An 11,252-nucleotide genomic window follows, 5' to 3' on the forward strand; every position below is an offset into this window, starting at 1 on the left:
GTCGACACTCCGCACCAATTACTACACGCGTGTAGATTCGCACACTCTGTGGCCCGTGTCACCCCTTTCCCAGTCCGTCCGCCAGCCCGTAACGTTCTGTCTGATGGCCACCGACCAACCCGCCGCCCGGCGGCGCTACGCCGCCCGGATGCCCCTCGAGGAGCGCCGGGAGGCACTCCTCGACGCGGCGCTGCGCGTGCTCGTGCGCGACGGCTACGGCCAGCTCACGATCAGCGCCATCGCCACCGAGGCAGGCGTGACCAGACCGGTCGTCTATGACGCGTACGGAGGGATCGACCCACTCCTCCATGCCCTTCTGGACCGCACTCAGCAGCGTGCCGCCGACGCGGCACTGGCACTCATCCCGACCGGCGGCACCCCGGTCGAGATCGACCGGTGGCTGGTCGAGGCGGCAGACGGGTTCCTCCAGGCGGTCCAGGCCGACCCGGAGACCTGGACCCCGGTGCTCGGCCTGACCGACGGCGCGCCGCCGGCCGTGCGCGAGCGGATCGAGAGCACCCTGGTGCTTCTGCGGAAGTACGTCGCCGAGGTGCTTCGCACCAACCTCGACCCCGGGGCTGAGCTCGATGTCGAGGTGGTCGCCCATTCGCTCGTCGCGCTGGTGCAGGAGTTCGCCCGCCTTCTCCTCTCGAAGCCCGACGACTACCCGAAGGAGCGGCTCCTGTCCGCGTACGCCGGGATCCTGGCTCTGCGCCACCCGTAACCTTCGTGTCCATGAGCTACGCAGGACTGAGCAGGCTGCTCGCCGTCCCGGAAGGGTTCGAGGCGCCGCGGGTGCTCACCCACGGCGACCTGACGGCGCGGCCGCTGTCGCGCGAGTGCCTCGCCGATGACGTACGCGCCATCAACGACGACCGCGATCTCATCGACGCGACCCGGGGCGGCGGATGGCCGACCGGCCCGACCTCGGAGGCAGACGACTACATCGACCTGGTCTGGCACGAGGGCGAGTGGAAGGAGAACAAGTCGTTCTCCTACGTCCTGGAGACGCCCGGGCTCGGCTACGTCGGGTGCGCCTATCTCTACCCGCTGGGCGTCCGGCAGGAGCTGAGCGAGGACCTGGTGGCGTACGACGTCGACGTCAGCTGGTGGGTGACGAGCGCGGCCTATGAGCAGGGGCTCTACGCGGTGGCCTATGAAGCACTGAAGAAGTGGGTGCCGGCGAACTATCCGTTCCGCCGGCCCCACTTCTCCAATGTGGTGGTCCCCTAGAGGTCAGCTCTGGATCAGCCGGGTCACGCGTAGGTGACCGGGAGCTCCTTGATGCCGTTGATCCAGGAGTGGCGCAGTCGCCGGGGCGCGCCGTTGGGCTTGAGGTCGGGCATCCGGTCGGCGATCACGTCGAAGAGGATCCGCACCTCCATCCGGGCCAGGTTGGCGCCGATGCAGTAGTGAGCGCCGTGGCCGCCGAAAGCGAGGTGGGGGTTGTGCTCGCGGGTGATGTCGAAGCTGTCCGGGTCGTCGTAGACGTCCTCGTCGTGGTTGCCCGAGGCGTAGAAGATCCCGACGCGCTGGCCCTTCTTGACCAGCTGCCCGCCGACCTCGACGTCGTTGAGCGCCGTACGCTGGAAGACGGTCACCGGGGTCGCCCAGCGGATCACCTCGTCGACCATCGTGTCGGGGCGCTCCTTCTTCCACAGCTCCCATTGCTCGGGGTTCTCGAAGAACGCCTGCATGCCGTGGGAGATCGCGTTGCGGGTGGTCTCGTTGCCGGCGACCGCGAGCAGGATGACGAAGAATCCGAACTCGTCCTCGCCCAGCGCACCGCCCTCCATCTCGGCGTTGATGAGCTTGGAGATGATGTCGTCCTTGGGGTCGGCCTTTCGCTCGGCGGCCAGCCCCATGGCGTACGTCAGGATCTCGATCGACGCGGCCTCAGGGTCCGCGTCGTACTCCGGGTCGTCGTAGGCGAGCATCTGGTTCGACCAGTCGAAGAGCTTGCGGCGGTCCTCCTGAGGCACCCCGAGCAGCTCGGCGATCGCCTGCAGCGGGAGCTCGGCGGCCACCTCGGAGACGAAGTCGCCCTCGCCCTTGGCCAGGGCGTCGTCGACGATGTTGTTGGCCCGCTCGACCAGGCGGTCCTTGAGGGCGTTGATCGCGCGCGGGGTGAAGCCGCGGCTGATGATCTGGCGCAGCTTGGTGTGGTCGGGAGCGTCGTGATGGATCAGCATCGCACGCTGCATCTCGACCTGCTCGCGGGTCATGTCGGGCGCGAACCGGATGATCACGCCGTTCTCGTTGGTGCCGAAGTTCTCGCTGTCCTTGGAGACCGCGAGGATGTCCTCGTGCTTGCTCACCGCCCAGAAGCCAGTATCCAGGAAGCCGGCGCGGGCCTCCGGCGCCTGCTCGACCCACCACACGGGCGCGGTCTTGCGAAGCTCGAGGAACTCCTGAAGCGGGACGCGCTCCTCGTTGAGCACGGGATCAGTCGGATCGAAATCCACGGGGAGAGCGGTCACGGGGGTGCTCCTTCGGCAGGCGTTCTGTCAGCTCAAGCATTTCTGTAACACGTTCTAGTTTATCGTCACACAGTGTTCGCCGTCACACAAGGCTCAGTACACAAGGGTTGCGTCGAACGAGAACACGTTCTACTTTGGGACAATCGAGTGTAACCGGTGTCACGTCATCAAGGTGTGACTGTGCACGGCCGCGCACCCGCGACCAGTCGTAACCCCCGAAGAGCGAGGTTCCATGGGCACGCCCGTCATCGTCGAAGCCGTCCGATCCCCCATCGGCAAGCGGAAGGGCTGGCTGGCCGGCCTGCACCCGGGCGTCCTGCTCGGCGCCGCCCAGGTCGAGGTGCTCAAGCGCGCCGGAGTCGACCCTGAGCTGGTGGACCAGGTCATCGGCGGATGCGTGTCACAGGCCGGCGAGCAGTCCAACAACATGGTCCGCCGCGCCTGGCTCCACGCCGGGCTGCCGATCCACACCGGCTCGACCGTCATCGACGCGCAGTGCTCCTCGGCCCAGCAGGCCACCCACCTGATCAACGCGATGATCACGGCCGGCCAGATCAAGGTCGGCATCGCCTGCGGTATCGAGTCGATGTCGCGCATCCCGCTGGGCGCCAACGTCCCCAAGGGCGCCGGCGACCCGCGTCCCGCCGACTGGAACATCGATCTGCCGGACCAGTTCCAGGGAGCCGACCGGATCGTGAAGGATCGTGGCTTCTCCCGCAACGAGGTCGACGAGTTCGGCCTCTGGTCACAGGTCAAGGCGCGCAACGCGCGCGACGCGGGCCACTTCAAGAGCCAGATCTTCGCCGTCGAGGCCCCCATGCTCGACGACGAGGGCAGGCCCACCGGGGAGGTACGCACCGTCACCGAGGACCAGGGCATCCGCGAGACCTCCCTGGAGAAGCTTGCCGGGCTGAGCCCCGTACGTGAGGGAGGCACCCACACCGCCGGGACCTCCTCGCAGATCTCCGACGGCGCCTCCGCGCTGCTCCTGATGGACTCCGACGTCGCTGCCTCCCTCGGACTCACGCCCCGGGCCAGGATCGTCACCTCCAACCTGGTCGGCGCCGATCCCTACTACCACCTCGACGGCCCGGTCCAGGCGACCGAGAAGGCGCTGAAGGACACCGGGATGAGCATCGGCGACATCGACATCGCCGAGGTCAACGAGGCCTTCGCCGGCGTGGTCATGTCCTGGGCAAAGGTGCACCAGGTCCCCGAGGAGAAGATCAACGTCAACGGCGGCGCGATCGCCCTCGGCCACCCCGTGGGTTCGACCGGGACCCGGCTGCTCACCGCCGCCCTGCACGAGCTCGAACGGCGTGACGCCACCACCGCGCTGGTCTCGATGTGCGCCGGTGGCGCCCAGGCGACCGCGACCATCATCGAGAGGATCTGATCGTGCCCGACACCAAAGTCTCAGAGGCCGAGTACGTCGTCGTCGGAGCCGGCTCTGCCGGCTGTGCCGTCGCCGGCCGCCTGGCGGCCGCCGGCAGGTCGGTCATCCTGCTCGAGGCGGGCAAGAGCGACAAGCACAACTACCTGGTGACCAAGCCCGGGATGATCGGTCCGATGCACGCCGAGCCCCGGCTGAAGAAGCTGGTCGACTGGGGCTATCACACGGTCCCCCAGAAGCACGCCCGCAACCGTGAGCTCCCGCAGCCCCGGGGCAAGGTGCTGGGTGGGTCCTCCTCCATCAACGGCCTGCTGTGGGTGCGGGGCAACCGCGCCAACTACGACTCCTGGGCGGCCGAGGGCAACACCGGCTGGGACGCGAGCTCCGTCAACGAGGCCTATCGAGGGATCGAGGACTACGAGGGCGGTGCCTCCGACTTCCGCGGTGCGGGCGGGCCGATCAAGGTCATCAAGCACCCGCGACCGACGGAGGCGTCGCTGACCTTCCAGCGGGCGACCTCGGAGACCCTCGACGTCAAGGTCCTCGACGACTACAACGCCGCCGAGCAGGAGGGCGTCTCGACCTTCCAGCAGAGCGGCACCGACGGGCTGCGCTACTCGACCTCGCGGGGCTATCTCCACGACCAGGAGCTGCCGACCCTGACCACGCTCACCCGCGTGCACGTCAGCCGGATCGTCATCGAGGCCGGCCGCGCGACCGGCGTGGAGATCCTCTCCAAGCAGGGTAGGCAGACGATCTCGGCCACCAAGGAGGTCATCGTCTCCGCCGGCGCCTTCGGCTCCCCGCAGCTGCTGATGCTCTCCGGAATCGGTCATTCCGGCCATCTGGCCGAGCACGGGATCCAGACCCTCCACGAGCTCCCGGTCGGTGACAACCTGCACGACCACATGTTCGTGCCCACCACCTGGGAGATGCCCTCCGCGGTCCACCGCGGCACCGCCGGCTACTTCGCGAAGGCGGTGCTCAAGGAGCAGACCGTGGGCAGGTCGATCCTCGGCCACACCGTCTTCGAGACGGTCGGGTTCGTGCGTACGTCACTGGCGACCGACGTACCCGATCTCCAGCTGCACGTCCTCCCCTGGGCCTACCCCTCCCCCAACCAGGACGCGCCGATCCGCCACGACGTCGACCCGCGGGCGGCGCTGACGGTGATGTCCTCGCTGATCTACCCCCGCTCGCGCGGCACCCTCCGGCTGAGCAGCGCCGACCCCACCGCGGCACCGCTGATCGACTTCAACTATCTCGCCGAGCCCGACGACAAGCGCGTCCTGCTCGAGGGCGTCGAGATGATCCGCGAGATCATGGCAGCTCCGGCCTTCGGTGATCAGGTCAAGTCGGAGATCCACCCCGGCAAGGCGATCGACTCCGAGGCGATGAAGGAGGAGGTCACCAACCGGGCCACCACGATCTACCACGGCGTCGGCTCCTGCCGGATGGGCGTCGACGAGCGTGCCGTGGTCGACCCACAGCTTCGCGTACGCGGCGTCGAGGGTCTCCGCGTCGCCGACGCCTCGATCATGCCGTCGATCACCGGTGGCAACACGAACGCTCCCGCGGTCATGATCGGTGACCGTTGCGCAGCCTTCGTCCTTGCCGAAAACTCGTAGAGCAATTCGTAGAGCCGTCCTCGAGAGCCGATCGGATCAGACATGAGCACTGAAACAGCCAAGCCCGAAGCAGGCGTACCCTTCGACAAGCTCAGGACATCGCGCCGTCCCGACTGGATCACCGAGGAGGTGCTTCGCGGGCTGGTCTCCCGGGTGCCTTCGTCGACGGTTGCGTCCTGGAAGCTCACCGAGGTCTACACCGGCGAGGTGCTGGTCGCGCTGCCCCAGTCGTCGCCGGCCGATGTGGAGCGTGCGGCTGCCGCGGGGCGGGCCGCGCAGCGTAGGTGGGCGGCGACGCCGCTCACCGAGCGGCTGGCCGTCTTCAAGCGCGCCCACGAGCTCATCCTGCGCAACCAGCACAAGATCGCCGACCTGATCCAGGCCGAGTCGGGCAAGGCGCGGCGGATCGCGTTCGAGGAGGTGTGCGACCCGCCGATGGTGATCTCGCACTACCTCAAGCGGGCGCCGAAGCTGCTGAAGGACAAGAAGCGTCCGGGCGTGATGCCGCTGCTGTCGAGCTCGATCGAGCGCCACCCGCCGCGCGGCCTGATCGGGATCATCGCGCCGTGGAACTTCCCGTTCGCGACCGGTCTCTCCGATGCGATCCCAGCGCTGATGGCCGGCAACGCGGTGCTGCTCAAGCCCGACAACAAGACCGCGCTCTCGCCGCTGTTCGGGATCTCGCTGCTCGAGGAGGCCGGGTTGCCGAAGGGGCTCTTCCAGGTGGTCTGCGGCGAGGGTCCGGACGTGGGGCCGAGCCTCATGGACAACGTCGACTACGCGATGTTCACCGGATCCACCGCCACCGGCCGGGTGATCGGCGAGCAGGCCGGCCGCAACCTGATCGGCGCCTGCCTCGAGCTCGGCGGCAAGAACCCGATGGTCGTCCTCGACGACGCCGACATCGACGAGACCGTCGGTGGGTCGATGTTCGCGGTCTTCGGCAACACCGGTCAGATCTGCATGCACATCGAGCGGATCTACCTCCCCGACGCGATGTACGACGAGTTCCGCGACAGGTTCGTGGCAGCGGTCGAAGGGATGCGGATCGAGGCGGCGTACGCCTTCGGACCGGACCTCGGAGCGCTGATCTCGCCGGACCATCTGACCCGGGTCCAGTCGCACGTCGAGGACGCGGTCGCCAAGGGCGCCAAGGTCCTGACCGGCGGGAAGGCACGCCCTGACATCGGCCCGACCTTCTTCGAGCCGACCATCTTGGAGGGCACCACGAAGGAGATGCTCCACGGGGTGACCGAGACCTTCGGGCCGGTCGTCTCGCTGCATCGCTACTCCACCCTCGATGAGGCGATCGAGCTCGCCAACGACACCGAGTACGGGCTCAACGCCTCGGTGTGGACCACCGACTTCAAGCGCGCCCAGGCGGTCGCGGCGCGGATCGAGTCGGGCAACGTCAACATCAACGACGGCCTGGCCGCCGCGTACGCGTCGAAGTCGACCCCGTCGGGAGGCATGAAGCAGTCCGGTGTCGGTGCCAGGCACGGCGACCAGGGGCTGCTCAAGTACACCGAGACCCAGAACGTCGCGACCCTGAAGAAGCAGGTCATGGGACCGCAGGGCAAGCAGACCTTCGACGACTACGCCAAGCAGATGCAGATGTCGTTGCGGTGGATGCGGAAGCTCAAGATTCGTTGATCTCGGGTGCGTTGACTCCGTCCCGCTATGCCGACCTGACCAGGGAAGAGCTCGCCGAGGTCGTACGCGAGCTCCTTCTGGTCGGTCAGCTCATCGACCGGTCCGGGATGGCGTGGTGCATCTCCGCCTTCGGGCGCGAGGAGATGGTGCGGATCGCGATCGTGGAGTGGGCGGCCGCCTCCCCCATCTACACCCGACGGATGCAGCGGGCGCTGGGCTACGCACCCGAGGTGCCGGGACAGGGCGACGTACCCACCATCTTCAAGGGGCTCCAGCTCGACATCGGCGCCCCGCCACAGTTCATGGACTTCCGCTACACCGTGCACGACGGGCGTCACGGCGAGTTCCACCTCGACCACTGCGGAGCGCTGATGGACGTCGAGCCGATGGGCGAGGCGTACGTCCGCGGCATGTGCCACGACATCGAGGACCCGACCTTCGACGCCACCGCCATCGCGACCCATCCCCGGGCCCAGGTGCGTCCGGTGCACCGGCCACCACGGACGCCTGCCGACCGGACGCCGCACTGTCGCTGGACCGTGGTGATCGACGACGCCCACCCGGAGGCGGTGGCGATCCCGGAGCTCGCTGCGAACGAGATGTCGCGGGCCGCGAGCCTCGAGCTGGCGCCGATCGATCCTGCCGACGACGGCGCAGCGGACTACTCCGGACCGTTGGTCTCGGACCTGGACCTGGCCGCCTTCTCCCGCTCCGCCCTGGTGCGCATCGCCGACGAGGTCTGCCTCCAGATGGCGCTGCTCGACCGCGGGTTCACCCTCGCACTGACGTCACGGGTCTCCTCGGCCGAGCAGCTGGCCGAGATCCGCCGCAAGCAGCTCATCGGCGTCGCGGGCATCGCCGGGCGGCGTCTCGCCCGGGTCCTCGATCTCCGGCCGGATGTCGAGAGCGCCCTGCGGCTCCTCGCGCTCCACCCGATGCTCAACCCCGCCGCGTACGTCTCGGTGGTCGTCGACGATGAGGCCCTGGTCGTGCGGCCCTCGGCCGCCGACGAGGACGCGGCCTGGGTGTCGCTGATGGCGCCGGAATGGTTCGTTCCGCTACAGGCGGCGGTGCAGGCCCTCGACCCTCACCTCGATGTCGAGGTGAGGGCGGTCGACCCTTCGACAGGCCCAGGAAACCGCGACGGCTGGCGGATCGAGGTCGTACGCCGCCCCGAACCCGCGCCCGAGGCGCCCGAGGTCGCGGTGGTGAGGTTCAGCACCGGAGCGGACTTCGCCTTCGAGCCGCGGCGGTCGCTGCCGATCACACCGGTCTAGCCAGACTCGAGGCCCTCGAGGAAGTCCTCGACCGTGGTGGCGACGCCGTCGACATCGTCGGCCCAGAGAACTGAGTCCTCACCAGGAAGAAACGCCGTCCGACCGTGGCGCACCCCGGCAGCGATCGTCCGAGCACACTCGGGCGGGATGAACCGATCATTGGCCCGGCTCATGGCGAGGACCGGCGACTCCACGCGGCCGAGAACGCCCAGGACGTCCACCTCGCGGAACCTCGTCACCGCCGCCGCGGTGCCGCCTCCGCCTGCGGCGAGTCGGACGTACCGTCCGAACCATTCGCTGAACACCGGGTCATCGACCCGACTCGGTGCCATCAATGCAATCACCGGATCCAAACACAGCCCATCGTCCAAACTGGCGATAGCGTCGTCGAAGACGCCAGAGGCGGAGGGCGCGACCAGATGCCACGCGGGCCACGTCGCATAAGTCACGACGCCTGTGACTCGATCCGGGGCCACAGCCGCACACCGCAGTGCGATCGCACCACCATCCATGACCCCGAACAGGGCTGACCGCTCCGCACCCACGTCGTCGAGCACGGTCAGCAGATCATCTGCCTGCGCCTCGATCGGAGGGATCCCGCCATCGCGGTCGGACAGGCCGGTTCCGCGCCGATCCATGATGATCACGCGGGTCGAGCGGGCGAGACGGCGATAGAAGCCGGCCAGGCCAGGGTCCTCCCATCGGATCTCGAGATTGCCGCCGAAACCCGGTACGACGAGCACATTCGTCGGGCCGTCGCCGATGACCTGATAGGCGACACGGCCGGCCGAACCACTCGCGAACCTCGTCTTCGGAGATGGCACGTTGACGGCCACCCCCAACGCGGCATCATGACGGAGAATCTCATTGACCAGTTCTTGGATCTGCGGACCGGGCTCCACGCCCAGCTGGTCGGCGAGCAGCGCCCGGACCTCCATCCAACGCTCCAGCGCCTCGGCCTGTCTGCCCGCGCGGTAGAGCGCAAGGATCAACTGACCCCACCGTCGCTCCCGGAAGGGTTCGGTTCGCACCAGGGTCTCGGCTTCGCCCGCCGCGTCCTCTGGGCGTCCGTCGAGAAGCAGCGCCTCGACCAGATCCTCCTGTACGACACGATGCATCTCCTCCATCTGCTGGACATCCGCGCCGGCGAATCGTTCCCAGGGAACATCGGCCAGCGGAGCACCTCGCCAGCTCTCCAGCGCCGTCCGCAGGTGAGCCAAAGCGGCCGTCGCCCGCCCCTTCCCCAGCTCGTAAGAAGCCTTCGCGGCGTGCTGGCGAAAGAGACCCACGTCCGTAGCGGACGGACCGGCTGCCAGACGATATCCGCCTGAGATCGCCTCCACGACGAGATCGGGTGGAAGGACGTGGCGCAGGTTCGAGACATGCACATGCAGTGCGTGCGTCGCCGTACGGGGGGCAGCGTCGCCCCAGATGGCCTCGAGAAGGCTGTCGGCCGACACGACGCGGCTCGGATGTAGCGCAAGTGCCGCCAACAAGGTGCGGGCCCGCTCGCCACCGACCTGGAGCTTTCCGGACTCGGTGAGCACATCAACCCCTCCGAGCAGGCGCACCACGCTTGAGCGGTCCTTGAGCGGACCGGACGATGCTCCACCCATGGGCCGAGTCAACCCCATGGCCCGGACACGATCAACCTTGGAGATGGAGCACCAACATGGATGTCTCGAACCCGGCCCACGCGGGCCAGGCCGTCTATACAGAGCGGGTCCTGAAGTCGTACGACGCCGTGGTCCTGCGAATGTCGAGCAGCTTCATATGGCGCTGTCCGGCTGATCACATACTCCGCCACTACGACCGGCACGTGGGTGGGACGCACCTCGACATCGGTCCCGGCACCGGGTACTTTCTCGACCGCTGCCGGTTCCCGGTGCACGAGCCCGGGATCACCCTGCTCGACCCGAACCTCACCGTGCTCCAGCATGCCGCCGCTCGTATCGCCCGATACCGACCGGACACTCGGCAGGGCGATGCGCTGGCGCCGATCGAGCTTCAGGACCGCTCCTACGCCTCAGTTGGTATGAGCTACCTCCTGCACTGTCTGCCCGGCGACATCGCGGCGAAGACGGTCGCACTCGACCACGTGCTGCCCCTGCTCGCACCTGGCGGAGTCGTGTTCGGGACGACGATCCTCGGCGACCCCGAACTGCACACCGGGGTCGGACAGCGTCTCATGGCGCTGTACAACCGCAAGGGCATCTTCTCCAACGACGACGACACCAGAGCGGACCTCGACCTGGCTCTTGCGAAGCGTTTCCCGCGATATGAGCTTGAGGTGGTGGGCGCGGTCGCACTCTTCGCGGGGTGGTTGGACGAGGACTCCGAGACACCTGCCGACTGGCCGGCCAGAAGTGCTACGGGGTGAAGAGGATCAGCGGCGGCGCAGCGCGAGGACCGGGATGACCCGGTCGGTCTTCGCCTCGTACTCGCCGAATCCCGGGCTCATCTGCTTGAACCTCTCCCACGCCGCATCGCGCTCGTCGCCGGTCCGCTCGGTCACGGCCACCTCGACCACCCCGTCATCCGGGGTCTCGATCTTGGTCTCCGGGTGTGCCAGCAGATTGTGATACCAGGCCGGGTTGTCGGGCGCGCCCGCCTTCGACGCGGCGATCAGCCAGGTGTCCGCGTCCTCGCGGAGGTTGGCCACCGGCGAGACCCGCTCGGTGCCCGTCTTGGCTCCGGTGTGGTGCACGAGCACCAACCCGCGCCCGAACGGAACCGAGGTGACGTTGCCGTCGTTGGCGCGGAACTCGTCGATGATCGACTGGTTCCAGTCCTTGTAGTCGCTGCCTGACATCGAGTGCCT

Annotated in this window: 10 protein-coding genes; 7 read left to right on the forward strand and 3 right to left on the reverse strand. The window is 67.9% G+C overall.

Annotation, left to right across the window (positions count from 1 at the left end):
• Positions 1-103 precede the first annotated feature (103 nt).
• Together ACRDPS_RS11260 and ACRDPS_RS11265 are read left to right on the forward strand one after the other, a co-directional pair.
• Positions 104-724: a TetR/AcrR family transcriptional regulator gene (locus ACRDPS_RS11260; RefSeq protein ID WP_431501724.1), complete on the forward strand. Its 621-nt coding sequence runs from the start codon at positions 104-106 to the stop codon at positions 722-724.
• Between the two features lie 11 nt (positions 725-735).
• Positions 736-1,233, forward strand: coding sequence for a GNAT family N-acetyltransferase (locus tag ACRDPS_RS11265; RefSeq protein WP_431501725.1), 498 nt, complete (start codon positions 736-738; stop codon positions 1,231-1,233).
• A gap of 23 nt (positions 1,234-1,256) precedes the next feature.
• Here ACRDPS_RS11265 and ACRDPS_RS11270 read toward each other — a convergent pair whose 3' ends face one another.
• Positions 1,257-2,480, reverse strand: coding sequence for a cytochrome P450 (locus ACRDPS_RS11270; protein WP_431501726.1), 1,224 nt, complete (start codon positions 2,478-2,480; stop codon positions 1,257-1,259).
• Positions 2,481-2,712: 232 nt separating this feature from the next.
• Between ACRDPS_RS11270 and ACRDPS_RS11275 the strand changes: the two genes are divergently transcribed.
• The 4 genes from ACRDPS_RS11275 to ACRDPS_RS11290 are packed head-to-tail and all read left to right on the forward strand — an operon-like array spanning position 2,713 to position 8,431.
• Positions 2,713-3,876, forward strand: a complete 1,164-nt coding sequence (locus ACRDPS_RS11275) for a steroid 3-ketoacyl-CoA thiolase (RefSeq protein WP_431501727.1) — start codon at positions 2,713-2,715, stop codon at positions 3,874-3,876.
• 2 nt (positions 3,877-3,878) lie between these two features.
• On the forward strand, positions 3,879-5,501 hold the full coding sequence (locus ACRDPS_RS11280; RefSeq protein ID WP_431501728.1) for a GMC family oxidoreductase: 1,623 nt from the start codon (positions 3,879-3,881) through the stop codon (positions 5,499-5,501).
• A gap of 42 nt (positions 5,502-5,543) precedes the next feature.
• On the forward strand, positions 5,544-7,154 hold the full coding sequence (locus ACRDPS_RS11285) for a succinic semialdehyde dehydrogenase (RefSeq protein ID WP_431501729.1): 1,611 nt from the start codon (positions 5,544-5,546) through the stop codon (positions 7,152-7,154).
• 11 nt (positions 7,155-7,165) lie between these two features.
• On the forward strand, positions 7,166-8,431 hold the full coding sequence (locus ACRDPS_RS11290; RefSeq protein WP_431501730.1) for a hypothetical protein: 1,266 nt from the start codon (positions 7,166-7,168) through the stop codon (positions 8,429-8,431).
• On the opposite strand, the gene ACRDPS_RS11295 is transcribed toward ACRDPS_RS11290, so the two are convergent.
• Positions 8,428-10,005 carry an alpha/beta fold hydrolase gene (locus ACRDPS_RS11295; RefSeq protein ID WP_431501731.1) on the reverse strand — a complete coding sequence of 526 codons (1,578 nt, stop codon included), beginning with the start codon at positions 10,003-10,005 and terminating at the stop codon, positions 8,428-8,430. The two genes, ACRDPS_RS11290 and ACRDPS_RS11295, sit on opposite strands and share 4 nt — an antisense overlap.
• A 98-nt stretch (positions 10,006-10,103) precedes the next feature.
• Between ACRDPS_RS11295 and ACRDPS_RS11300 the strand changes: the two genes are divergently transcribed.
• On the forward strand, positions 10,104-10,811 hold the full coding sequence (locus ACRDPS_RS11300; protein WP_431501732.1) for a class I SAM-dependent methyltransferase: 708 nt from the start codon (positions 10,104-10,106) through the stop codon (positions 10,809-10,811).
• Positions 10,812-10,817: 6 nt separating this feature from the next.
• Here ACRDPS_RS11300 and ACRDPS_RS11305 read toward each other — a convergent pair whose 3' ends face one another.
• Positions 10,818-11,243, reverse strand: coding sequence for a nitroreductase/quinone reductase family protein (locus ACRDPS_RS11305; protein ID WP_431501733.1), 426 nt, complete (start codon positions 11,241-11,243; stop codon positions 10,818-10,820).
• Positions 11,244-11,252 lie beyond the last annotated feature (9 nt).

Source organism: Nocardioides sp. (assembly GCF_050699375.1).
Lineage (GTDB): Bacteria > Actinomycetota > Actinomycetes > Propionibacteriales > Nocardioidaceae > Nocardioides.

What these genes read in the sequence shown, in the direction of transcription:
- ACRDPS_RS11260 (WP_431501724.1), top strand. Translation starts at nt 104, where the DNA reads ATGGCCACCGACCAACCCGCCGCCCGGCGGCGCTACGCCGCCCGGATG.
- ACRDPS_RS11265 (WP_431501725.1), top strand. Translation starts at nt 736, where the DNA reads ATGAGCTACGCAGGACTGAGCAGGCTGCTCGCCGTCCCGGAAGGGTTC.
- ACRDPS_RS11275 (WP_431501727.1), top strand. Translation starts at nt 2,713, where the DNA reads ATGGGCACGCCCGTCATCGTCGAAGCCGTCCGATCCCCCATCGGCAAG.
- ACRDPS_RS11285 (WP_431501729.1), top strand. Translation starts at nt 5,544, where the DNA reads ATGAGCACTGAAACAGCCAAGCCCGAAGCAGGCGTACCCTTCGACAAG.
- ACRDPS_RS11300 (WP_431501732.1), top strand. Translation starts at nt 10,104, where the DNA reads ATGGATGTCTCGAACCCGGCCCACGCGGGCCAGGCCGTCTATACAGAG.
- ACRDPS_RS11305 (WP_431501733.1), bottom strand. Translation starts at nt 11,243, where the DNA reads ATGTCAGGCAGCGACTACAAGGACTGGAACCAGTCGATCATCGACGAG.